The sequence below is a fragment of the Enterococcus sp. AZ089 genome (genome assembly GCF_050547225.1).
Classification (GTDB): Bacteria; Bacillota; Bacilli; order Lactobacillales; family Enterococcaceae; genus Enterococcus_D; species Enterococcus_D entomosocium.
Window position 1 is genome coordinate 2,527,027 of record NZ_CP172954.1, and the last position, 25,229, is coordinate 2,552,255.

Annotated in this window: 19 protein-coding genes; 3 read left to right on the forward strand and 16 right to left on the reverse strand. The window is 43.0% G+C overall.

Features of this window, described 5'->3' with window-relative positions:
* The first annotated feature begins 42 nt into the window (after positions 1-42).
* Positions 43-447: an arsenic metallochaperone ArsD family protein gene (locus tag IGJ01_RS11695; protein ID WP_086317419.1), complete on the forward strand. Its 405-nt coding sequence runs from the start codon at positions 43-45 to the stop codon at positions 445-447.
* A gap of 56 nt (positions 448-503) precedes the next feature.
* On the opposite strand, the gene IGJ01_RS11700 is transcribed toward IGJ01_RS11695, so the two are convergent.
* A complete protein-coding gene (locus IGJ01_RS11700; protein WP_430601107.1) occupies positions 504-1,766 on the reverse strand; it encodes a PTS sugar transporter subunit IIC in 1,263 nt (420 codons plus the stop codon).
* Positions 1,767-1,875: 109 nt separating this feature from the next.
* On the reverse strand, positions 1,876-2,532 hold the full coding sequence (locus IGJ01_RS11705; RefSeq protein WP_086316407.1) for a YczE/YyaS/YitT family protein: 657 nt from the start codon (positions 2,530-2,532) through the stop codon (positions 1,876-1,878).
* A 92-nt stretch (positions 2,533-2,624) separates the two neighbouring features.
* On the opposite strand from IGJ01_RS11705, the gene IGJ01_RS11710 reads away from it, so the two are divergent.
* Complete coding sequence (locus IGJ01_RS11710) at positions 2,625-3,296, forward strand: cyclic nucleotide-binding domain-containing protein (protein ID WP_005234674.1); 672 nt, start codon at positions 2,625-2,627, stop codon at positions 3,294-3,296.
* Positions 3,297-3,418: 122 nt separating this feature from the next.
* Here the strand turns inward: IGJ01_RS11710 and IGJ01_RS11715 are convergent, their stop codons facing one another.
* The 8 genes from IGJ01_RS11715 to IGJ01_RS11750 form a co-directional block, all read right to left on the reverse strand.
* Positions 3,419-4,861, reverse strand: a complete 1,443-nt coding sequence (locus IGJ01_RS11715) for a glycoside hydrolase family 32 protein (RefSeq protein ID WP_430601108.1) — start codon at positions 4,859-4,861, stop codon at positions 3,419-3,421.
* Between the two features lie 43 nt (positions 4,862-4,904).
* Complete coding sequence (locus IGJ01_RS11720; protein ID WP_086297404.1) at positions 4,905-6,281, reverse strand: PTS transporter subunit EIIC; 1,377 nt, start codon at positions 6,279-6,281, stop codon at positions 4,905-4,907.
* Positions 6,282-6,427: 146 nt separating this feature from the next.
* Positions 6,428-7,423, reverse strand: coding sequence for a LacI family DNA-binding transcriptional regulator (locus tag IGJ01_RS11725; protein ID WP_077452799.1), 996 nt, complete (start codon positions 7,421-7,423; stop codon positions 6,428-6,430).
* A 203-nt stretch (positions 7,424-7,626) separates the two neighbouring features.
* Positions 7,627-7,971: a DUF7006 family protein gene (locus tag IGJ01_RS11730; RefSeq protein ID WP_042890343.1), complete on the reverse strand. Its 345-nt coding sequence runs from the start codon at positions 7,969-7,971 to the stop codon at positions 7,627-7,629.
* Positions 7,972-8,140: 169 nt separating this feature from the next.
* Positions 8,141-13,825, reverse strand: a complete 5,685-nt coding sequence (locus IGJ01_RS11735; protein ID WP_430601109.1) for a MucBP domain-containing protein — start codon at positions 13,823-13,825, stop codon at positions 8,141-8,143.
* Positions 13,826-14,066: 241 nt separating this feature from the next.
* Positions 14,067-15,545 carry a helix-turn-helix domain-containing protein gene (locus IGJ01_RS11740; protein WP_430601110.1) on the reverse strand — a complete coding sequence of 493 codons (1,479 nt, stop codon included), beginning with the start codon at positions 15,543-15,545 and terminating at the stop codon, positions 14,067-14,069.
* A gap of 593 nt (positions 15,546-16,138) precedes the next feature.
* Complete coding sequence (locus tag IGJ01_RS11745; RefSeq protein WP_081116571.1) at positions 16,139-17,449, reverse strand: NCS2 family permease; 1,311 nt, start codon at positions 17,447-17,449, stop codon at positions 16,139-16,141.
* A 160-nt stretch (positions 17,450-17,609) separates the two neighbouring features.
* Entirely contained in the window at positions 17,610-18,209 is a 600-nt protein-coding gene (locus IGJ01_RS11750) for an NUDIX hydrolase N-terminal domain-containing protein (RefSeq protein WP_115232071.1), read from the reverse strand.
* A gap of 189 nt (positions 18,210-18,398) precedes the next feature.
* Here IGJ01_RS11750 and IGJ01_RS11755 point away from each other — a divergent pair, with 189 nt between their 5' ends.
* Positions 18,399-19,403 carry a DUF389 domain-containing protein gene (locus IGJ01_RS11755; RefSeq protein WP_228095031.1) on the forward strand — a complete coding sequence of 335 codons (1,005 nt, stop codon included), beginning with the start codon at positions 18,399-18,401 and terminating at the stop codon, positions 19,401-19,403.
* Between the two features lie 43 nt (positions 19,404-19,446).
* Here IGJ01_RS11755 and IGJ01_RS11760 read toward each other — a convergent pair whose 3' ends face one another.
* The 6 genes from IGJ01_RS11760 to IGJ01_RS11785 are packed head-to-tail and all read right to left on the reverse strand — an operon-like array spanning position 19,447 to position 25,091.
* Entirely contained in the window at positions 19,447-20,073 is a 627-nt protein-coding gene (locus IGJ01_RS11760) for a zeta toxin family protein (protein ID WP_074932238.1), read from the reverse strand.
* Positions 20,074-20,940 (reverse strand): class II fructose-bisphosphate aldolase, encoded by an 867-nt coding sequence (locus IGJ01_RS11765; protein WP_010747730.1) that lies wholly within the window; start codon positions 20,938-20,940, stop codon positions 20,074-20,076.
* A gap of 22 nt (positions 20,941-20,962) precedes the next feature.
* Positions 20,963-21,355 (reverse strand): tetratricopeptide repeat protein, encoded by a 393-nt coding sequence (locus IGJ01_RS11770; protein WP_270787735.1) that lies wholly within the window; start codon positions 21,353-21,355, stop codon positions 20,963-20,965.
* Between the two features lie 18 nt (positions 21,356-21,373).
* Positions 21,374-22,663 (reverse strand): PTS sugar transporter subunit IIC, encoded by a 1,290-nt coding sequence (locus IGJ01_RS11775; RefSeq protein WP_008379073.1) that lies wholly within the window; start codon positions 22,661-22,663, stop codon positions 21,374-21,376.
* Positions 22,664-22,694: 31 nt separating this feature from the next.
* Positions 22,695-22,997, reverse strand: coding sequence for a PTS sugar transporter subunit IIB (locus tag IGJ01_RS11780; protein ID WP_074932245.1), 303 nt, complete (start codon positions 22,995-22,997; stop codon positions 22,695-22,697).
* Positions 22,998-23,021: 24 nt separating this feature from the next.
* Positions 23,022-25,091: a BglG family transcription antiterminator gene (locus tag IGJ01_RS11785; RefSeq protein ID WP_430601111.1), complete on the reverse strand. Its 2,070-nt coding sequence runs from the start codon at positions 25,089-25,091 to the stop codon at positions 23,022-23,024.
* Positions 25,092-25,229 lie beyond the last annotated feature (138 nt).

Here is a 25,229-nt window from a genome sequence, read left to right on the forward strand (position 1 = left end):
AAAAAAGACGCAAATGCGTCTTTTTTGTCTTTTCACTTCTTTTTGACACTCTTTTTTGCTCGTGGCAAGAAATTCAGGTATACTTTTGACAAATCAGCTGCCATGAAAGGATTTGATTTAATGCCAACGATCGCTGTTTATGCCGACCAGAAAGAAGATACTTGGGAAGCACACTTGACTCACCAGTTAAAAATAAATGAAGAAAGGACCCAGGCTCATCAAACATTCCATAACGAACCTTTAACGATCGACGAATACTTCTTTACAGAAGATCCTGCCCCCTTTCATACGAATCAAGCCGTCAAGCAGCAATTAGCAAGCAATGGCCGCAGCTGTCTGCCACTCGTTTATGTCGACGATCAGCTATTTTGCCAAGGTCGCTTGCCAACGATCCGTGAATGGGAACAATTGACGAAATCTGGGATCACTGTGCAATTTGATGAGTAGCAGCCACTGTTTTCTTTGCCAGACAAAACAACGCACCACGTGCCAATCATAAGCGTTTAGTTCTCCCCCTTCGCGGCAACTGCGTCGGTAACGCCTTTTTCTTCTTCCGTTAAACTTCGTTCGCTGATTTTAAAGAATGGATAGTAGATCGCCACACTAATCAGTAAGGAAGCGATACTCCAAAGAACAGCAGGGATATTGCCGCCGGTTGCAAGGTAAGTATTGATAAAGGGCGGTGTGGTCCACGGTGGATTGAACATGATTCGCCCAATGACATTGGTGACCGACAAGAAATACGTTCCGACACATAATACAAGGGGTGTCAGGATGAAAGGAATCATCATAATAGGGTTCATCACGATCGGAAACCCAAAAATGATTGGCTCATTGATACAAAAAATAGCAGAGGGCAAAGCCATCTTCCCTAGGGAACGATAGGCTTTTTTCTTTGAAACTAACATGTTGATGATCAGCCCCAGTGTTGAACCAGTGCCTCCATAGCACAAAAACATGATATAAAACCCGCCTGCAAAAATGTTCGGTAACGGTTCGCCTGCAGTGTAGGCTTCGGTATTGGCTGCTAATAAAGCTAGAAAAATCGGATCGCCGATACTCCCCATCACATTGCTGCCATGAATCCCTAAACACCAAAGCAACAAAATCAAAAAGGTATACAACAGCATCCCAGGCAATGTGTTTAGACCAACTGCCAGCGGTGAAAAGATGGCTTGCACGAATTGATTGACATTAAATTCCAACAAGACCCGAATCACCCAGGCACCAGTGATGATGGCAGCTCCGGGAAGCAAGACCGAAAAACTCTTGGCAACTGCGGGCGGCACTTCTGCTGGCATCCGAATCACTAAGCGGTGCTTGAGAAAAAAGCGATGGATCACTACTGTCGCAATCGCTGTGACGATTCCTGTAAACAGACCAGACGCCCCCAAAGAAGCTGGATCGATCGTCCATTCTTCCCCCGCCTGCAGCAGCAAAAACGCGCAGACTGCCAACACGACAGAACCGATCCGATCGGTCTCATACGAAGCCGCCAAATAGTAGGCGATCCCGATACAAGCGGCCAGTCCCAAAATTCCAAATGTAAAATTGCTGGCAGCGCCTAGTTTGACGCCAAACTCCCCGACAAACTCGGTCCAGCCAGGAAAAGGTAGATTGGCCAAAATCAAAAAGAGACTGCCGATAATCGTCAGCGGCATCGTAACGGCGACTCCGTTGCGCACGGCAACTAAAAACCGATTTTCACTGATCCTAACCAATTTTGGTGCAAAATTTTCCTGAAACCCTTCAATCAACCGATTCATCCTGTCTCCTCCTACTAAACATCTCGATTTTTTAATAAGAGTAGCATAAAAAACGCTTTCTGCATTTTTAAAACACTCGACGCCTTCCCGATTCCAAGAATACTGCTGGCTAACTGTTTCTTTGCCAAATGGGTAAAGCCCCTGCCAAATCACGTTCCTTCGACCAAGCGATGGCACCTGACAGCAAAAAGAAACTAATGACCGTCCCTTCCCTCACCGCTAGCGGTAAGCCCAAACTGATTGCTAGCAAGAGTGCCCCCGAAATACAGACTGCATCAACGCCATAACGGTACTGCTTAAATGTCCAACGACTGCGTTGCGCCAGCAAATGACACCAGTGCTCGATTGGAAATTTCAAGACCTGCAACCGTAGGACTTGTCCCGTCGCCGTTCCAGAAATTAAGATCCCACCGATCAAAGCAGCTAGTTGGCTCCAATAATTCGTCAAGTGCAGCGATGCCAAGAAGTAGTAAACAAAGCCATTGATCAAATAGCCGAAAGCCAGCAAAGCGAAAAACATAATCAAGTACTCACTGCCTTTTTGTTTGAGGGACGTCTGCCGCCGATCCAATAGCCAACAGGCAGCTAAAAAGCCCAAGTTGATGGCTGTTGTGATGGTGCCGACTTTGATTCCTGACATCGTTGCCAGCGTAACATTCAAGGCATTAAAACTACTGACCCCAACGCTTGCTTTAATGGTCAAGCTGATCCCGAATGCACTCAGCCCATAAAAAATCCCTGATCCTATCCATTGCTTTTTATTCATTTTTTCTCCCACACTTTCGTTTTTGCTTTTCTAAGTATGTGCTATACTGACTAAAAACAAATAGGAGATTTCTCCTAGTTTGGAGGAAAAAAGTGAAAAAAACCGCTTATGCCTTGGCAATAAAGCAGGTACCAATCAAAGAAAGCTGCCCCTTGCCGATTCCTGAGGAGATTTTACAACAAAGTGCCCTCTGGACCTTTGATCATCGAGAAGCGATCCAAAAAGAAACGGTGCCGATGTCGGTCTTTTTCGTCCTATTGACTGGCAAAGCCAAGATCATTCAAACGCAAGAAAACGGCAAACGTGCCTTGCTGCAGTTTCTCCATCCTGGTGATTGCATTGGCGATCTCACGTTGATTGGCGCCGAAACAGTACCGAAAGCCGTGGTTGCGATCGGTGAAACAACATGTCTGGGCATTCCGATGCAAGCAGCAGCTCACGGGCTCATGCAAGACCTGGCTTTCGTACAAACACTAGGCAAAACTATCGGTGAAAAATTGCTGCTGCGTATGGATCATTTTTCCGTCAATCAAACCTATCCCTTAGCTTGGCGCCTTGCTCATCTACTGTTGGAAGCTTCGATCGATGATCTTTTTCAAGAAAAATTGACGGAGACCGCAGAATACTTAGGCGTGAGCTATCGCCATTTGACGTATACCTTAAAAGATTTCAAAACGCAAAAACTAGTCACAAAAACTGAAGACGGCTATCGGATCGATGCGCCTGCGCTTCAGACCTTTATCCAAAACCAACAAAAGCAGTAACAAGCAAATAACGACAGCAAAATAGTTGGTATGATACACCCCCTAAAAGCCAGAGAAAAAGCTGACTCTTGGGGGTGCAACAAGAAAAACCAACTGTTTGCTGTCGTTTTCGGATCGTTGCTTTATTTTTTCGCCAATGCCCAAGCATTGACACTAACCGTGCCGGTTCCGCTGAGAGCGATCGCCTCGGTCCGTTTTGGATACACGCGAGAGGTCAAACAATATTGCCCGCCATTTAGGAAGATCTCAATCGAAGACGTATCGACAAAAATCTGCAGCTGCGTCAGCTCATCGACCTTGACACTGCGCTGTTTACGGCCGTAGCCAGAAACGCCATGATGGATCGTGAAGACGCCAGCTTCATAAGCCAAAGTCGTATCTTGCAAAAGTCCAAGCTGGAACTGCTGCAATGGGGCTTCCGCCGTAACTTGCAACTCATATGCCAATTCATCGAAAGACAAGTGCTGCGGTTTCTCTGAAAGCACAATTTTTTGGCTGACTTGCTTGTCCCGCAATTTTTGGAATTCTGGCAAAGGTTCTTGATACAACTGGTCATTTTTGACCGAAAGCTGTCTTGGCAGCGTTGCGGCATGCTGCCAGCCGCGAGGGATCGTAGGATTGCTGTATTCAGGACTGGTATCCCCTAGCCCCATCCAGCCCCACAAGATCCGACGTTTCTGCTCATCTTCAAAGGTTTGCGGGGCATAGAAGTCAAACCCATAATCAAGTTCACGGAACGCAGAAGTTTCTTTAAACGTCAGGGTTTCCCAATCCACCTCACCGATCAGATACCCTGATTGATGAATATTTTGGTAGGCATGTTCTTTGGCTGCCAAGCCTTGCGGTGAGAAGACCAACACATCTTTGCCATCTAAATGGAAGTAGTCTGGGCATTCCCACATGTAGCCTAGAGCATAGTCCTCACCGAAAAAGATTCCTCGATAGGTCCATTCATTTAAATCCGTCGATTCATAAATCAAAATTTTGCCTTCGTTTTCCAACGTACGCGCGCCTAGCAGCATATAGTAGGTGTCTTCATGGGCAAAAACCTTTGGGTCACGAATATGATCGGTAAATCCTTCAGGGTAGTCCTCATGAGGAATCACGACTTCTTGCTTTTCGACGGTATAGCCGTCTTTGCTGATTACATGGACCGTGTTTTGTTCTCGTCCACTAAAGGTATAGTCATGATCACCAGGATGTTTGACATTCCCAGTATAGAAGAAATGGATCGCGTCATTCTCGATAAAGGCAGAGCCCGAGTAGACCCCGTCTTTGTCATAGTCGTGTTCGGGAGAAAGAAACAGCTCTTCTTCTTGAAACGTGACATAATCCGTCGACGTTTTGTGTCCCCAGTGAGGTGGTTCCCCGCCATGGGGCGTTTGCGGTACATATTGATGGTAAAAATGAACCACGCCTTTGAATTGGCAAAGACCATTCGGGTCGTTCATCCATCCTGTTTCTGGCATCAAATGATAGTTCAAGCGCCACGCATCAGCACTGATTTTTTCTGCTAATTCGTTTTGTGTTTGGGCAAGCTGTGCCCAGTATTCCTTCGTTAACAATGCGGTACCTCTTTTCTCTTGCCGATGAACAGCAAGGGATTATTTATTGATTCAACTCTTTGGCTAGCGGTTTGCGCTGCAATTGGACACCAGCAAAACCGACTGCAAAGGCAATCAAAATCACGACAACGTATTTCAGCATGGCACCGAAATCTCCAGTATACAACAACAGTCCTGGTATAAAAGTGATGCCCATCCCAGTGGCAGCTAATTGGAAGACATACGTCGCAAACCCGCCGACTGCGCCCCCCAGCATGCCTGCGCCAAAAATCCGCATCGAGCGTAAGTTGACCCCAAATAGTAAAGGTTCAGTGATCCCAAATAAGGTTGGAACCGCCGCACTGATGGCATTTGAGCGTTTGACTTTGTTTTTATAAATAAATGCCGCAGCGATCGCAGCCCCGAATTGTCCCGCCATACTTGCTGTACCTAAGACTTGTAGAACGTTTTCGCCTGTCGTATTCAATAACCCTAACTCAATAATACTTAACGAATGGTGCAATCCAGTGATCACGATCACTTGCTGAACCCCTCCGTAAATGATATAACCGATGCCCAATGGCGCTTGCACCAAGTAGACGATACTGTTGATGACTGCTCTTTCAGCTACTTGCAAGATTGGTCCTAACGCAAACAAAATCAAGCCTAAAGTAATGACGATCGTTAAGAATGGTGTCACGATCAAATCCATCATTTGCGGAACAAATTTACGGAACCATTTTTCTAGCTTAGAAACTAAGATCCCGACAATAATTGCTGGAAAAATCGACCCTTGATACCCAGAGATCGATAAACCGAATAAGTGCAATGGCTCTGCATCCCCGCTGGCAACTGCCCAAGCGTTCGGCAATTGCGGTGCCACCATCATTAACCCTACCACGATCCCAATGATCGGATTACCGCCGAATTTTTTCGTCGCACTATAGGCGATCAAAACAGGTAAAAAGGCAAAGGCTGTATCCGTTAACATTTCAAACATGGCTAACCAGTCAGCACTATAGGTGACCCCCAACTCGGTCAATAACCCCCGAATCCCCATCAAGAGCCCTGTCGTTACCAAAGCTGGAATCAATGGCACCAAGACATCTGACAACGTGCGGACAACTTTTTGGACGGGTGACAGATTCGAATAAACATCATCTTTGAAGCCAGCTTTTTCAGCGGAGGCGTCATTGCCCATTTCTGCTGCGAAGGCTTGATACACTTCATTGACTTTTCCTGTTCCAAAAATGAACTGATGCTGTCCCGTGTTGAAAAAATAGCCCTTGCTGCCCTCAACTGCTTCCGCTTTGTCTTTATCTACTAACTGATCGTCTTTCAAAATCAAGCGCAAACGTGTGGCACAGTGTTCAAAGTTTTTGACATTTTCTTTGCCGCCAACAGCTTCTAACACTTGGTCGATCGTTTTTTGTTCCTTCATTTTTCCCACTCCTTTGATCGTCGGTTCATTTGTGGAACCGGTTCTACATTTGTAGATTAACAGAAACCGCTTGCAATTGCAAGCAAAGAAAATAAAAAAACAGAACGCCGCAACTGGACGTCCTGTTTTCTCTAAAAATGTTTGCTTTATTGCTCCTGCTTGTCAAGCTTGGCAGTCGACTGTTTGACCACTAATCGATTCGGTAATTCGATCACTTCAGGAACCTCTTCCCCTTGTGTCAGTTTTTGGATCGTTAAGACGGCATCGATGCCTAATTGGACATAGGGATATTGGGTCGTTGTGATGGTCGGATAGACATAATCCGTCGAATCATAGCCGCCAAATCCGTTCAAGGAAAAGTCTTGCGGCACTTGGTACCCTAGTTCATGGGCGGCTTTCAATACAGCAACAGCAATATTGTCCGTAGCACAGGCGATGTACGTTGCCGGTTGATCTTTCAAGAACACAAGGGCTTTTTGGTACGTTTCTCTTCTAGAAAAAGACGTTTCGATAAAGTCCACCTTGACGTTGGGGGTTTGTGCCAAGACATCAAGAAATCCTTTTTTTCGCAAGACACCTACCGCATAATCATTCTCACTGACCCCAACAAATAAATAACGTCGGTGGCCAGCGCTGACTGCATATTCTGCCATGGTTTTGCCCGCTTGATAATCTTCATGGACGATGGAATGAATGCCAGCTAACTGTTGGCCTAACAATAAGACCGGCATAGGAACCTCTGCCAGCACCGCTTGCAGCTGCGGCGTGATTTTGCGCGCAAAAAGGATCATCCCTGCTACTTTTTGTTTGACTAGCATTTCGATATTTTCTAGTTCCCGTTCATCGCTTTGATCAGAGTTGGTGATCAGCATTTGATAGCCGTTTTCCCGAGCCGTCGTATCGATCCCTTTTAACACATCATTTGTCGAGGGCGAATTCAATCGAGGAATGATCACGCCCAGCAATTTCGTGTCTTGGGCTTTCAGCGATCGAGCAAATGTATTAGGACGATAGCCAGTTTCAGCAATGATCTGATCAATTTTTTTGCGCTTTTCTTCACTGATATAGCCATTGTTCAGATAGCGGGAAACCGTACTTTTCGCTACTCCCGCCTTTTCAGCAATGTCCTTGATCGTTGTCATGATTTCCCACCTTCGCATTTTCTTTTATTATAACAATAACTGAAAGAAAAGCGCAGGTTTTGCGTAAAAAACAAATAGGAGGGAAAGATCAAGTATTTTTTTCATCTCCTAATGCTAAGTGCTGATAAAAATAATTGCAGACAAAGTATTGATTCAGATATCTTCTTTTTTACAAGTACTAAGATCAATAAAAAAGAGTGTCTTCAGCAGACATTAAAAACGATTGAGTTTTTCGTTTCCATACTAAGATCATACCCACACAATTCTTTAAAATAATTTTTATAGTCGCTCTCAATAATTCTTATGATGTCGTTGTCTGAAAACTCCTCATACTTAGATAAATCAACTAAAAGGCCCAATTTTGCATCAATCCCAAGAATTTGTGGAATAACCTCCCAAAAGGTTTCTTTCGAAATTTCTTCAATTAGTTGATTTAATCGTTCTACTTGTTTTTCTAAATAGTCTTCCAGCGTGTCTTTCTCTCTTGGCAAACGATCTATCTCTTTTTGAAAATAATTGACATACTCTTTTTTCGTCGCAAACAACATTTTCTTATACTCCTCTCCGCTCTTACTGATTATTCTCACATACCATAAAAGGACTACGCATCCCTTTTCATTTATTGAATACTCTATTTTGTAACTAGTTTTAGATTTGAGAAAGCAGCAAAACCTTCATGGGCTTTGCTGCTTTTTTTAATATTGACTAATGTAAGTCTTACCTGTCTTTATTTTTCTTTTTGTCAAAGATAATGATTAAGGTAATTAATAGTAGTAGTGATCCAACAATGAGCATGATTCGTTGCCCCGCCATCATTTCCCCAGTATGGGGAAGTTTTGGATCTGCAGGATCTCTTTTGTCATTTTCTGGATTCTCTTTTTCAGGCGAAGTTTGTCCACCATTATTTCCTTCTTTTTGATAGACATAAATCACTTTTTGGACGTCATTCGCAAACGTTCCAGAGGCGTTGGTTGGTATTTCCATCACGGTCCAACCAGAAATTTCTTTTGGCTTGCTTTCATATGGCATGTCGACTTTCCCAGTTAGAATCGTTGGCTTCGATAGTTGATTCCCTTCAGTATCCTCATACTTAACTATCACTGGTGCCGCATCAGAGCGATCATAAAGGTAGATCACTTCCTGTGGGTCTTCGCCAAAAATCCCATGGGCATTGCTTGGTGCCTCTGGCACATACCAACCTGGAATTTCTTTTGGTTCGCTTTCGTAGGGCAGACCAACTTTTCCGCTTAAGATCGTTGGTTCTGACAGTTGATTTCCTTCGGTATCTTCATACTTGACCGTCACTGGTGCCGCATGGGAGCGATCGTAAACATAGATTACTTCCTGTGCGTCTTCGCTAAAAATTCCATGAGCATTAGTCGGTGTTTCTGGCACATACCAGCCTGGAATTTCTTTTGGTTCGCTTTCATATGGCAATCCAACTTTCCCGCTTAAGATCGTTGGTTCTGACAGTTGATTTCCTTCGGTATCCTCATATTTGACTGTCACTGGTGCCGCATCCGAGCGGTCGTAAACATAGATCACTTCCTGCGGGTCTTCGCTAAAAATTCCTTGAGCATTGCTTGGTGTCTCTGGCACATACCACCCAGGTATTTCTTTCGGTTCGCTTTCATAGGGCAATCCAACTTTTCCGCTTAGAATCGTTGGTTCCGACAGTTGATTCCCTTCGGTGTCTTCATACTTAACTGTTACAGGTGCCGCATCCGAGCGGTCGTAAACATAGATCACTTTCTGTGGGTCTTCGCTAAAAATTCCTTGAGCATTGCTTGGTGTCTCTGGCACATACCAACCGGGGATTTCTTTTGGTTCGCTTTCGTATGGCAGACCAACTTTTCCGCTTAAAATCGTTGATTCAGATAGTTGATTTCCTTCAGTATCCTCATACTTGACCGTCACTGGTGCCGCATCGGATCGATCGTAAACATAGATCACTTCCTGTGGGGCTTCGCCAAAAATTCCATGAGCATTACTTGGCGTTTCTGGCAAATACCAACCTGGAATTTCTTTTGGCTTGCTCTCGTAGGGCAGACCAACTTTCCCGCTTAGAATCGTAGGTTCTGACAATTGATTTCCTTCGGTATCTTCATACTTGACCGTCACTGGTGCTGCATCCGAACGGTCATAGACATAGACCACTTCTTGCGCTTCTTTTCCGAAAATTCCATGAGCATTGCTTGGTGTCTCAGGCACATACCAGCCTGGAATTTCTTTTGGTTCGCTTTCGTAGGGCAGACCGACTTTCCCGCTTAAAATCGTTGGTTCCGAAAGCTGATTCCCTTCGTTATCTTCATATTTGACTGTTACAGGTGCCGCATCCGATCGAGCATAAACATAGATCACTTCCTGTGGGGCTTTGCCAAAAATCCCATGGGCATTGCTTGGTGCCTCTGGCACATACCAACCTGGAATTTCTTTTGGTTCGCTCTCGTAGGGCAGACCAACTTTTCCGCTTAAGATCGTCGGTTCCGACAGTTGATTTCCTTCGGCATCTTCATATTTGACTGTTACAGGTGCTGAATCAGAGCGATCATAAAGGTAGATCACTTCCTGTGGGTCTTCACCAAAAATTCCATGAGCATTGCTTGGTGTCTCAGGCACATACCAGCCTGGAATTTCTTTAGGTTCGCTCTCGTATGGCAGACCAACTTTTCCGCTTAAGATCGTCGGTTCCGACAGTTGATTTCCTTCGGTATCTTCATACTTGACCGTCACTGGTGCCGCATCCGATCGATCATAAACATAGATCACTTCCTGTGGGTCTTCACCAAAAATTCCATGAGCATTACTTGGCGTTTCTGGCACATACCAACCAGGTATTTCTTTTGGTTCGCTTTCGTATGGTAGACCAACTTTCCCGCTTAGAATCGTAGGTTCTGACAATTGATTTCCTTCGGCATCTTCATATTTGACTGTTACAGGTGCCGCATCCGATCGAGCATAAACATAGATCACTTCCTGTGGGGCTTTGCCAAAAATTCCATGAGCATTACTTGGCGTTTCTGGCACATACCAACCGGGGATTTCTTTTGGTTCGCTTTCGTATGGTAGACCAACTTTCCCGCTTAGAATCGTAGGTTCTGACAATTGATTTCCTTCGGCATCTTCATATTTGACTGTTACAGGTGCTGCATCCGATCGAGCATAAACATAAATCACTTCCTGCGCTTCTTCGCCAAAAATCCCATGAGCATTACTCGGAGTTTCTGGCACATACCAACCAGGGATTTCTTTTGGCTCGCTTTCGTATGGTAGACCAACTTTCCCGCTTAAAATCGTTGGTTCCGACAGTTGCTTTCCTTCGGTATCCTCATACTTGACCGTCACTGATGCCGCATCGGAGCGATCATAAACATAGATCACTTCTTGAGGTTCTGCGGTAAATGTTCCAAAAGCGTTACTCGGTGTTTCTGTCAAGAACCACCCTGGTATTTCCTTTGCTTCAGTTTCATAAGGAAGTCCTATCGTACCGTTTAAAATTGTCTCAGTCGACAGTGGATTCCCATCGACATCCTCATATCGAACTGTAACTGGTTGTGCTTCCTTTTTTTCCCACACATAAGTACCAGTCTTGCTTCCGTCATATTCATGAAAAAAGTTAGTTGGTGTCAGGGTTAAATGTTCGGTGGAAAGATTCCCCTCAAGGTCTTTTTCAAAGATCCAATTACCTGTATACAGTTCAGCAGGCATCACATTCTCTGGCAAAGTAGGACGGAGATTTTCTGCTAGATGTAAAAAGGTCGTCTTATCTCCTAAATGTAATCTTTTGAGTCCATTCATTCCTCTAAACATCCCACTAGCAACAGCAAATGCAGAACTAGAAGAACCAACATTTGTGGTGTCCCAATTTGATAAATCCAATTCTTCTATTTTCGGTGTTACTTCAAATAAGTTAAACATACTGGTAACGCTTGAGGTATCCCAATTTGACACATCTAAATGAAGTAAGTTTCTTGCTCCCCCAAACATACTCATCATGTTTTCTATATTTGAAGTATCCCAATTTGAAACATCAATCGTAGTCAATTTACTGACCCAATCACCGGTCAAATTATTATAGAACATATAGTCTGTTCGTTTTACTTTAGAGGTATCCCAATTCGAGACATCGATTTCTGTTAAACTAGCAGTATTTTGAAAGACCCCCTGCATTCCTTCGACTTTAGAGGTATCCCAGTTTGAGACATCCAACTTGGTCACTCTTCTAACACCATTAAACATATTATTTATATTCGTAACATTACCTGTTTCCCAATTCGAGACATCCAGCTCGGTTAACTGATTCACATTTTGAAACATAAAGAACATACCAGTGACATTGGAGGTATCCCAATTTGAAACGTCCAATTCAGTTAAGCTGCTGTTTCCATTAAACATATAGTTCATGATTGTTCCATTAGATGTATCCCAATTTGAAACGTTCACTGAACGTAATGCGCTAGCGCTATGAAACATGTAACCAAAGTTTGTTACATTCGAGACATCGATTTTCTCTGCATTCTCGATAGTCTCCAGACTTGTTAATCGTGTATCAAGGGTATGACCAGAAAACATATAGGCTGAATTGGCTGGAAAAATGACCGTACCATTTACAACAATTCGAGTAACATTTCTATAAGTTATTCGCCAAGGGGATGTGGCTGGCGTGCCAGCTGTTCCTTCTTCTAGCACAACTGTTCGAGTTTCCTCATCCCATGTCCAAGGAACGGTTCCCCATGTTCCTCTGACTAATGAGTCTGATCGCTCATAGACATAAATGACTTCCTGTTCTTCTTCAGTAAATCTACCTGATGCATTGGCTGGTGTTTCTACAACAGACCAACCGGGAATCTCTTTGGGCTCACTTATGTATCGTTCTCCTACCTCCCCATCTAGCATGTCTGGTTCAGATAACTCATTCCCTTCGGTATCTTCATAACGTATAGTCACTGGTGCTGAGATTAACCTTTCCCAAACATATGTCCCTGGGTTACTGCCATCATACTGATTCATAAACTCATCAGATGAAGCATAAATTACTGGAGTTGAACCGTTATCCCCCTCATCATTGATACGCTCTATCCATCTTCCAGAGTAGGGTAGACCTGCGTTGATTCTTGGCAATCTTACGTTTGAAGCAAAAATAGATTTCTCACCTAAGGTCAGTTCACGTAACGATTGGGTCATGTCAAACATATTATTCGTATTTGTAACATTCGTTACATCCCAGCTCGAAAGATCAAGACTCGTTAACGCTCTAGCCGAACTGAACATACTCAGCATCGATGTGACATTCGACACGTCCCAGTTTGACACGTCAATAGTAACTAATGAAGTCGCTATTCCAAACATATTCGACATGTTTGTTACACTCGAAACATCCCAACGTGAAAGATCCAAGCTTGTGAGAGAGTTAACCGCATTAAACATCAAGCCCATATCAGTTACACTGGAAACATCCCAGTTTGAAAGGTCTAAGTCGGATAGGGATCTGGCTAGACCAAACATGCTACGCATATTCGTCACGCTTGATACGTCCCAACTTGCAACATCCAAACTCGTTAAAGACTCTGCTGAATTAAACATTCCTCCCATATTTTGTACATTTGATACATCCCAATTTGACACATCTAAGCTTGCTAAAGATCTGGTTTGTCCAAACATTCCATTCATGTCCGTCACATTCGATACATTCCAATTTGATACATCAATATTTTTTAGTGTAGTAACGCCATGAAACATGCGATCCATGTTTGTCACATTTGACACATCGATATTTCCTGCATGCTCAATCGTCAGCAAATCTGTTAGACGTTCTGCTGCTTGCGCTTGCGGTGATCCAAACAACCATGAAACGTCTTCTGGAAAAATAACCTTGCCATTAACAGAAATTTGAACAACATTCGTGTAGGTTTTCCAAGGTGCTGTGGCTGACGTGCCGGCTGCCCCTTCTTCTAACGCAATTGTTTTCGTTTCCTCATCCCATGTCCAAGGAACGGTTCCCCATAGACCTTCAGCCACTTCTTCTGATTCCTCTTGATTGACTTCCGCCTTACTATCTAAACTAGCTTCACTGGATTCATCCTTAGAAGAGCTTTCAGATGTTTCTGCCTCTATACTGCTTTCTGTTTCGCTAGGGTCCACAGATTCAGTAGTATCTAAACTGTCTTCAGTAGATAGCGTCGATTGTTCCGCATCTGTCAATCGACTCTCTTCAAACTGCTCCGTAATTCCCTCCGTTTCTTCAGCTGTAAAAGCTTCACCAATAGAAAGATCCGTCATTTCCTGATTATTTTTAACCCTGTCATTTTGGGAAACATCTACAACTGTATTTGCTAATACAGTGATGGGATGTCCTAATGCCATTGTAATGACCAACATAATATACCCTAACTTGCGTATCACTTTCCTAACACTCCTATTCTTTTCGCTTCAATTTCTCAAATCATGATCATTTATTATTCAGGCAGTCACCTTCGAACCCGCATAGTCATAAAAGGATACTAAGTTCTAAAGAAGAGTATATAAGGTTGCTTTTGAATACAAAAATCGTATTTTTCACCCTGGGGGGAAATACAGCATAAAAAAGCCTATTCAAAAGGCTTTCCCTGCTTTTGAATAGACTTAAAATATGTTTATTATTTAATTATTTTATAAGTTCGAACATTTGAGGTTCGACTGTTCTGAATAATAGTTCCCAGTCCTGTTTATCAGGTACTGTTTTTAATAGTAACCAGTTGGTACTTAGATTATACTCTGATAGATATTCACTATAATTCGTGACAACTAGATCAATATCTTCTTGATTCAAAAAATCTTCCGTCAAAGCAGGAATCGTAATGAAAAAGATTTGATGCCGATCACCAAAATATTGAAAAACTCGAGATTTTATCATTTGACAAACATATAGATCGCCTTCTAATAAAAAAACAATTTTCTTCCTTTTATATAACCATTGTTCCCGCAGTCTTTCTGATAGCAATGTTAAGCTAGTCGCCATATCTTCCAAAAAGTCTTCTGTTAAATCTAATTTAGATAGAAAGGAGCGCAGAAAATGGCGATTTTTCATGTATGATTCCTTACATTCAAACTTGGTTTTTTCTATAATCTCAGACATTATTTTATTTTGGACCGGAGAAATCAAGTGATTGATATATCTCGAAAGGAAAAAAGCGTCGAAAACCCAAAATAGTTCGGTTGTGTGTAATTCTGGAAAGTAGTTTTTTAGATAATTTTCCGTTAGAACAGTTAAAGAATCATTTAATTGTAACAGTTCACAAAATAGTTTATCTTGATCGACTCGATCAAAAGGACGCTTGGCAATAGTAGCTAAATATAACCAACAAAGCTCGTTTACTCCTAATTCAACTTGATAGTTCTTTTGAATTCTTTGCTGGATCAAAAGTAGATTATTGGAGTCCTTGCTATTCATTACATTTTTATAAAGCTTTGATGGAACTTTGATTGTTTTTCCTTGTCGTACTCGCTCAATAGCAATATATAGACTGTAATAAAATTCAATCGGCGAAGTACCTGTTCCAACTGATGCTTCAGTTAACTTCGATAAAAAAGTCTGATAGATTAATCCATGAATCTCTTTAGGAGGAACCAACGTGTGAGGGGTCATTTCTCCTTCATAATAAAAGTCTTTGAAAAATTTTCGGATGTTTGCTTCATCACCTTTTAAATCAATTGGAGTAAGTGATAGTTTTAAGCCGTATTCTTTAAGAACCGGCTCAATTCGTCTCAAATAGCGTCGAAAAGACGTTTCAGAAAGGTGAAAACGGTCAATCAATTCCGCTACATCCTCTAGTTCACCATAGAAAATATTCCCTAACAATTCAAACAGAATTTCATTTTGCAATAGCTTTTCTTTTTGTTCAATAAATCGTAGGGAATTCTTTTTTTCGAAAAGATAGCCATTATTGGTTGAAACAATTTTAGCACTATCAGAAAAATATTCTTTTAACTTGTTTATATCAGTTAAAATCGTCCGTTCAGAAACTTCATTTAGTTTAGCTAATTGGCCTTTGGTCGCTATTTGAGTGCGTTCAAAAAGGTTTAGTATCCGAAACCAACGAACAGTTGTCGGGTCAGCAATAAACTTCAGTTGTAAGTTTTTCATCTACACACCTCCAATTCAAATCAAAATCACTATACCTATCTTAACATTGTATATTCATTTAATCATACCTTATTTGATCTATGATATTTGAAAAAATAAGCTAAAAATATCCATTTCCTATAAACTATTTCTATTTAATGATAATTTAAAAATAATTAAAGCGAAGCCAAACAGTATATTAAACAGCTACCACAATTTTAACAAGATATTATAATGAAATAGATCAGTTGAAGAAATTGTAAAAAAATAAGAATGGAAAACTGAAACAACATCTCTCAGGATATTTTATATTTCACCTTAAAGCTAAATATGGTGAAAAATTATAAGTTGAAAATCGAATCCATAATTTGATATATAATCAATTCACTTTTTTATTGAGAAGTAGCGTTCTTCTCAAGAGTAGTTAGAACATAACTCTGACTATTTCTGATTGAATAGAAAATCCTCAATCATACGTACTATCATATAGACATTTTAAAAATCAATGTTCACATCTATTTACCAATTATTCCAAATAAAAAAACAGCCAAGCCTCAAGCTTGACTGTTTTTTCATTTCATATAGGAATACAATTCCTACTCTTAAATTGTCCCTCACACATTCAAAATCCACATAAACCCAAGAAAGACAAAGAACAAGCCGTACATGATCGGTGAGACTTCTTTGCCGCGTTTGGCTGCTAACATGGTGATTGGGTAAAAGATGAAGCCCAAGGCGATCCCATCGGAGATGCTGTAGGTCAACGGCATGCCTAGTAGAATCAAGAAGGCTGGGATTGCGATTTCCATTTCGTGCCATTTGATCTCTCGTAGCGATTGTGCCATCAGCACACCTACGACGATCAGTGCTGGTGCCGTCACTTGAGAAGTGACAACGGATAGCAATGGTGAAAAGAACAAGCCGAACAAGAAGAAAATTCCAGTCGTCACAGCAGTCAAGCCAGAACGACCGCCCACGGCGATCCCAGCGGAAGATTCCACATACGCCCCTACTGGTGAGGTCCCTAATAAAGAACCGGCGAGCATGGCAGTGGAGTCAGAAGCAAGTGCTTTGCCGACTCGTGGCATTTTGTTGTCTTTCATGAAACCAGCTTGATTGGCAAGTCCCACCAAGGTGCCTGCGGTATCAAAGAAAGTGACGAGTAAGAAAGTCAGCACCACGACCCACATTTGCAGGGAGTTGATGTCTCCAACATGGTTGAGCGCCACTAAGAATGTGGACGAAATACTTGGTGCAGCAGAAACGATACTGGATGGTGCTTGGATCAAGCCAGTCAAAAGACCTAAAACAGTTGTTGCGGCCATCCCGATAAAAATTCCGCCAGGAACTCGGCGAACCATCAAGACGGCAGTGATCACTAAACCAAAAATCGTCAGCCACGTCGTACCAACACTCAATGAACCTAGCGCCACAAGGGTCGAATCGTCAGAAACGATGATCCCGCCTTCGCTCAATCCCAAAAAGGCGATGAACAGACCGATCCCGCCAGAGATGGCATATTTTAAATCAGCAGGGATCGCATCAATGATCAGTTCCCGTAATTTGAAGATCGTGATCACGATGAAAATCAGTGATGCCACAAACACACCCGCTAATGCTGTTTGCCATGGAACCCCCATTCCAATACAGACTGAATAAGAAAAGAAGGCGTTGATTCCTAATGCGGGTGCCGTAGCGATCGGGTATTTTGCTAAAACTCCCATCAAAATACAGCCCAATGCGCTGGCTAACGCCGTTGCCGTAAAGACGGCACCTTCGTCCATCCCAGATGCCCCAAGGACCGTTGGATTGACGAATAAAATATAGGCCATCGAGATAAAGGTGGTAAAACCAGCTAAGATTTCTCGTTTGACCGTTGTTTGTAAGGCATCCAGCCCAAAAAAGGAATTGATTTGATTCTTCATTTTTACTCCTCCAGCAATCAAGCAAAGGTGTCGCCATTGCTTGATTTTTTATAATGAAAACGACGAAATCAATCATAAACCAACTTTATCTGCAAGTAAATATTATCCAGTTAAAAAAACCAATAAAACGCTTTTTCCAACATCTTACCCTTAGCTGTTTTTAATCAACGTGTAACGACTTCTCATTCACCAATTGCTCCAGTTGTTCCTTGGTGGTGCGCTTGATGGAAAGCTTCGGCAGCTCCTTCAACGAAAAGTAATCGCTGTTGGAGGTTTCACTGTTTTTGATGAAGTCCCCTGCCAAAACATCACAGGCAAAGACCAGCTTATAGTATTGAAACACTTGCGGAATGTCTGGTCTTAGATTCGTATCAAAAATTGCTCGCAGCTCCTTGACCTCAACGAGTAAGCCAGTTTCTTCCAGCACTTCTTTTTTGATGTTTTCCCGTGGTGTCAAGCCAATTTCTGCATAGCCTCCTGGCAGTGACCATTCTTTCGTTAGGCTGTCTTCCACCAGCAAGATTTTTTCGCCTTTTTGGATCAATGCTCGTACATCGACTTTGGGCGTAGGATAGCCCTCATTTTTTTCTGTTAAAAGGGTCAACGCAGCTGCGTCTTGATCCACGACGGTACTCATCAAATGCAATGCCAACTCTTTGATCTCTTGGTAACGTTCCTTATCGTAGACATCTTTGCCATAGTACAAACCTGCTTCAGCGATCGATAACAGGCGTTTGTATTGCGCAAAATAATCTTTCATCCATTCCCCGCCTTTTCCATTTCTCTGTTATGCTTCTTATTCTAGAGGAATTCGGCGGTTTTGCAAAAGATTGGCAACCCAATCATTGAATTCTCGTTGCTATCATCACGTGATAGACGCAGATTTTTGTAAAATCGGCCGATTTAAGGGACAATGAAAAGAGCAGAACGATTTTTCTCAGAAAGGATGATGAAGGTGAACTTAACGCCTGATTTAGTTTCCAAAGAACAATTGATTGGAAAAATTCAAAAAGATATGGACCAAACGATGCTCGTCTATGCACTTTTAGTTTGTGCAACGCTGATTGCTTCGATTGGTTTGAACTACAACTCTACGACAACGATTATCGGGGCGATGTTAATTTCGCCACTTTTAAATGGGATCAACGGGATCGGCTTTGGTTTAGGTCTTTCCCATTTACGTTTGGTTAAAAAAGGACTGCTGGTCTTTAGCATCCAAGTCATCATCGTACTTATCATCTCATTTGCCTTTTTCTTACTCACGCCAGTCAAAGACACAACACCTGAGATCATCACCCAAACGTCTGCGACGATTTGGGATATTTGCGTCGCATTGATCGGTGGTTCAGCACTGGCTTTTGCCAAAGTCAGGGGCCGCGACAACGATGTTATTATCGGCGTCTCCATCGGGACGTCCCTGATTTTGCCGCTTTGTGTGACGGGTTATGGGCTGTCGATCAAAGACTATTCGATTTCATGGGAGTCTGCTCAACTCTTCTTCACCAATTCCTTTTTGATTTGTTTTTCCTTGTTCATTACCATCTGGCTGTTGCAGTATGGGGATTTCCGTCACCAAAAATGGTGGAAGTTTGCCGTGGTTGCCTTACCGATCACGGTCATTGGGAGTTTCTTCGTTTATACGACGATCCAAACGACCATCGTGGAATACCATGCCAAGCGTTTTGTAGAAGCCAAACTGGGGGAACATTATTTGCTGGAGCAAACACTTAATGAGCAGAAACAATCCCTTGAATTAAAACTCGTCGGTGAACCACTCTCGAAACAAGCGGTCGCGCAGCTTGAAGCAAGTCTTGAAAACTATGCTTTGCCCGATTACCAGCTCAAGGTCAATGTCTATTCCGCCAATAAAGAGGGACAATTTGATGCCAAAGTATTAGCCGAAATCCTCCAAGTCCAAAACCAAGGAACTTCGAAATTTTTGGGCTTAGACTAAAAAAACAGACGCTGCCCTTTTCAGGTGTAGCGCCTGTTTTTCTTCAATTTAAGTCATTGAGTTGTTCAGCGATTCTCTCGATCAACGGGCGATAATCCACTTGCTCGTAATCTTCCACATTGACTTCGATAAGCGCTCCTAACTGAAAGTCATCGTAACGGCGATCAGTGATGATTTGCCGAAACGCTTCTTTGGTTATATGGTTGGTTGCAGCTTGTCTATCTTCCAGTACATCCCCGTAATGGTACCGTTCCATGATGAAACTCAAATGACGGTCATCCGCTCGATCACGTAAGTGACGTCTTTCCCATAAGGTTTCAAAAGAAGCAGTCAAACGAATGGTCAAGCACTCATAACCATAGCTTTGGGCGAGAAAAGTTAGCAAGGGCTTCTGTTTTTCACTAAAAGGGTATTCCGAGACCACCAAGCGTTTTCCTAAAGACATGTACAAGCCCAATGCCTGATAGTAAAAAGGCCAAACATACTGCTTTTCGATCTGGGCTTTTTCTGCCAATGAATCAAAGCCGAGGGATTCGGCATAGCACTCTTTGATTTCATCTGGCGTAAGAGCGAAAAGATCAGGAAAACGTGTCTTCAACAGATTCAGTAAATAACTTTTTCCAGTTCCAGGGCTGCCTGCTAATAAAACAAGCATCTTTTTGCGTACCATCTATTTGCCGATCGCAGTCGGCGCTTTCGTATTCATGAAAAGGCCGATCTTGTGCTTGACGATTTCTTTGATGGCTTCATTGGATGGGATCACGTTGTGGCGCAAAGATTTGTTGACTTCCGTTGCCCCAAAATTTTCTTTCGCAATCTTCGTCCAATTGACCAACAATTCAGTACCTACATTAAACTTGCGAATGCCGTTATTGATCAATTCAGGATAATCTTCTTCTTTGACGCCAGTTCCTCCATGAATGACTAGCGGCACGTCGACGACTGCATGAATCTCCTTCAATAACTCAACATTCACTTCGGTTTTGGAGCGGAATTGACCGTGATTGGTTCCGATAGCGATGGCTAGCGCATCGACGCCAGTAGCAGCAACAAATTCTACCGCATCTTCTGGGCGTGTGAAGACTTTATCGTCTTCTTCCACATGAATGCCTTCTTCTGTGCCGCCGATCGTTCCTAGTTCTCCTTCGACGGACACCCCATGAGCATGAGCGTATTCGACGACTGCGCGCGTCTTCAAAATGTTTTCTTTGAAGGGCAAATGCGAGCCATCATACATCACCGAGCTATAGCCGCTATCAATCGCCGCTTTGATCTCATCGAAATCTCTGGCATGATCCAAATGCAAGACAGCATCTACTAGCTCGTGATCGGCAATCGTTTTGACGACATTGACCAAGACATCATAGCCGATGTATTTCGCCGTATCGATACTTGTTTGAATGATGATGGGTGCCCCCATCTCTTTGGCTGCCCGCAGCATACTTGGCAGCATTTCTAAATTATGGGTATTAAAAGCCCCCACTGTAAAATTCAATGCTTCTGCTGTTTTCGTTACTTCTTTTAATGTTGTATACATCCTTGATTCCACCTCGTCTAGTTTAATTGCCGCTGATCGTAAGTTGTTTGGCGATTTGCCGCATTTCTTCCATTTTGTCCATGTAATAGTCGATCTTTGCATCGTCGCCGTTTCGTGCGGCGGCGGCACGCTGAGCATTGTAAAGGGACATCAGTTTTTTGTAGCCGTCCCCGATCGATTTTTTCGCCTGCAAGCTTTTTTCCAATGCGTTGATCGCTTCTTCTGTGCGGGAAAGTTTTGCCTGCGCTAAGCCTAACGCTTCATACAATTTTGCTTGTTCGTCGATGTCGGTTTCTGCTTGCAACTGACTTTCTAGATTTGCAATAAGCGCTTCTGCCTCTTGGCTTTCTTCAGCGGTCAAAGGAACCGCTGGTGTTTCTGTGGGCTTTTTTTCTTTTTTGAAAAAAGAGAACATAGGTCTTCCTCCTAGCGATTAAAAGTTTTTCAATAAGGGACTGATGATCCAAGCATATAGCAAGGCTGCCGTAACGGTATCCACATCAGTTGCCGTAGCGTTAACAAAGCCCATTTGATTGAAGATCGTTACAAGTAGGGCTGGCAGTAACGTAATGAAGAAGCCGTGAAAGATCCCTCCGATGATCGCCCCTCGACGTCCACCGACCGCATTGCCGAAGATCCCAGCGGTACCGCCTGCAAAGAAGTTCGTCAGCATCCCTGGCAAGATCATCGCCAAGCCAAAGACTGGTAAAACGAACATGGCGATGACTGTCCCAATCGTTGTAGTAATGAAGCCTAAAATAACTGCATTGGGGCTATATGGGAAGAATACTGGGCAATCAAGTGCTGGTTTTGCATCAGGCACCAATTTCATGGCGATCCCACGAAACGCAGGGACGATCTCGCCTAAGAGCAACCGAACGCCAGCTAGCAAAACATAGACCCCAACCACGAATTGAATGGCTTGCAAGAAGGCATACATGATGTAATTTTGATCACCAGAGAGCGTAGAAGCAAAGGTTTCTCCAGCAAACAAGACCGTCACGATATACAGTGGAACCATCACGACCATGACAGAAAGATAGGTATCTTGTAAAAATTCAAAAGAACGTGGCAGTTTGATGTCTTCGATCGATTTTTTCTTCTCGCCTCTTTCTCCAAACAGATAGGCAACGCCTGCTTCAAAGAGGTAGCCGATCGTACAGAAATGTCCGAGAGCAATGTCGTCTGACCCAGTGACTTTGCGGATGATGGGCTGAGCCATCGCTGGCATCGCTACGGCAAAGATCGCCCCAATCAATCCACCGACAAGAATCAAGACAACGCCCCGTAAACCAGCGAAATAGCCAAAGACCGTCGTCATGGTCGCCATCCATAAAATGGCTTGACCCGTTAAGAAAATATATTTCCATTTTGTAAAGCGTGCCAATAAAATATTAAAAACAAAGATGGCTAAAAATGTCAGCGCTATGTCCCGACCCAATCCCAACTCATTCATCGCTTGCCCGTTGATGGCTTCAATGGAAGGAATTATGCCTTGCATGTCGAATCCTTCTGTGAAAATCTCGCCGAAATAGGTCAAACTACCGACGATGATGCTAGAACCAGCGCTTAAAACCTGGAAGCCCAATAGCGTCTTCAAACTTCCTGAAATGACTTGACCTGCTGACTTTTTCTGAAGCAGCAGCCCTAACATCGCGATCAAAGCGATCGTGATCGATGCCTGCGTTAAAATATTATCAATGATAAAATTGATGATGCCCATTTTTTCAAACTCCCTTCGTCATGCCTCTTCCTTACAGTGCGCCTTTTTCCTTTAATACTGGAGTGATTTTTTCTTCGATTTCTGGTTTGGAAACGATGTTGCGTAAATAAATGATTGCGGTTGTCGGGTCCAAGGCAAACTTTTCAAATTGCGTTCGGAAATTCTCTGCCGTAATGATGATGTCTGGTTTCATTGATACCGCTGATGAGATATCGACATGATCCAATTTCGCCTCCACTCCTAATTTCGTTAAGACATCTTCTGTTGACATCTGAGCCGCAAAGCTGCTGCCAAGACCTGCACCGCATACGAATAAGATCGATAATTTGTTCATGATTTTTTCCCCTTTTCTTGTTTTTTATGAAAATAGCAATGATTGAAACGCTTCAATCGTAGAGCAAGCCAGCAACTGCGTGACTTTTTCTTCATCATTGATCAGTTCGATCAATTCCTTCATGATGGCAAGATGAGAGTAGGAGTCCACCGCAGCCAAGCAAAAAATGATTTTGACGGGGTCCATTTCTGGGTTGCCAAATGCGACTGGCGGTGCCAAGGTGAGGACACTCACACCCAGCTGCTGGGCGCCATCTTCTGGTCGTGCATGCGCCAGCGCCAAATGTTTGCCAATGACGATATAAGGACCGTATTCCTCCACCGCCGCAACCATTGCCTCGATATAGCGTTTTTCGATGATCTGTTCTTTTAGTAGCGGCTGCGCAGAGCGTTCAATGGCTTCTTCCCAATTTTGAACAGGAACGTTTAATTGAATATGATTAGCGGATAAAACATCTTTTAACATTGGCTGAATCTCCCTTGCATTAATGGCTAATTGATTTTGTTCAAACAAGTGTGTCAATTTGCGATAGGCGACAGCATCGACTGTCCCGCCGCTTTCTTCAATCACTGTAAGCAACTGATTGAAGAACAGTGTGGCATTTTTTTGGTCAAAGGCGATCCGCTTGAATTGTTCATTGTTGTTTAAGAAACGGCGGATCACTTGGTGATTTTCTTCATTGATGATCGGTGGGATCAATAATACCGGCTTTTCTCGATAATCGATCTCATAGGTTGAAAAAACCAGATCCACATCGAATTTCGTAATCAAATTGACTTCTTGTGAATTCAAGACTGCCGCAACTTCTACTTCTGGAAACTTCTCCTTGAGGCTGGCTGCCAGCAGATTGCCGGTTGCCATTCCATGGTTACAGACGACGACCGCCTTATAGCTCGTAATGATTTCGTGGTTCAATGAACTTAGGGCTGTAGAAAAATGGATCACGAGAAATGTCAGTTCATCTTCTGATAGTGGTTGACCGACGATCTCTTCGATCGTGGGGGCGAAGCCCTTGACGGCTTGGTAGATTTGTCCATAATTTTTGCGAACGGTCTCTTTGATCGGATTGGGTACTTGAATGCCGCTCTTGGCTCGAACGATCAGCGCGGCCATATGTTTATACAACCCCTCTAACAGCTCTTCTTCCTTTTTACTAAAAGGGATCTTGGTTTGGCATTCGACAAATTGAATCAGCTGCAGCGACAAAAGTTGCGCATGCGCCCATTCGATGGAATTGGACAAATCTTTAAAGTTCAGTGACTCGATGATGAAAGAAAGATAGTTGACTTCGATTTCTGGTGGCTGGATCGAAAAGGTTTCAGCGATCGCCTGAATATAGGCTGACCCTTGGAGCTGATTGCTGGAAGTAGACCAGTTCATGCGAGTGATAAATTCCTTCATTCTGATACGCATCAGCCAAATGGCGGTAAACAATAAGATTTGGCTGCTATACAACTCATTTTGATTTGGCGGCAACACTGCTTGCATCACTAGTTGGATCTGTTTGATTTCTTTTTGCGGCAAATAGCGATAAAGCAATTTCGTAAAGACTAAATCTGGGGTCTGTTTATCAAGTGGCAACCTACCGATCCGCTGATTGATGATGTCAAAAATCATCGTCCGAATCGCTCGTTCCGATCCATTCAACCGCAGTCCTTTTTTTCCTAGGCTGATGATCTCAATGCCATATTTATTGATGTCCGCCCGCAAACGGCGCATGTCTTCATCCATACTGCTTTTTGATATCTGGTACGCTTCTTCTTTTTTATTCAACACCAGGATCTCTTTTGAAAATGTCAGATGCAGCAGCAGATCAAAACGACGCTCTTCACGGGTCATATATTCCGACTGTTGTGCGTGTAATGCCTGCCAAACAATGGCTTGCTGTTTCGAGGTCAGTTTCAAAAGGATGCCCTTTCCTCGAAGGGTTTGGATCGGTCCGATGTGTAAGTCAGCAAGAAACGTGTTGATCTCATTCAAATCATTGCGGATCGTCCGCCCACTGGCTGCGGTCTCTTCTGCCAGTTGCTCGATGGATAGTGGATAATCAGTCACCAACAGGCGATGCAAAACATCTACGATTCGTTTTTTCACAACTTTCTCTCCTTCTCTGATTTGAGTATATGATTTCGCTTACAACAAAAAAAGTAGATGTTTCTGCCACTTTATTTTGCAAAAATGTAAACGCTTCTATTTCAAAATAGGAACCTTTGCTCGATTATTTCATATTTC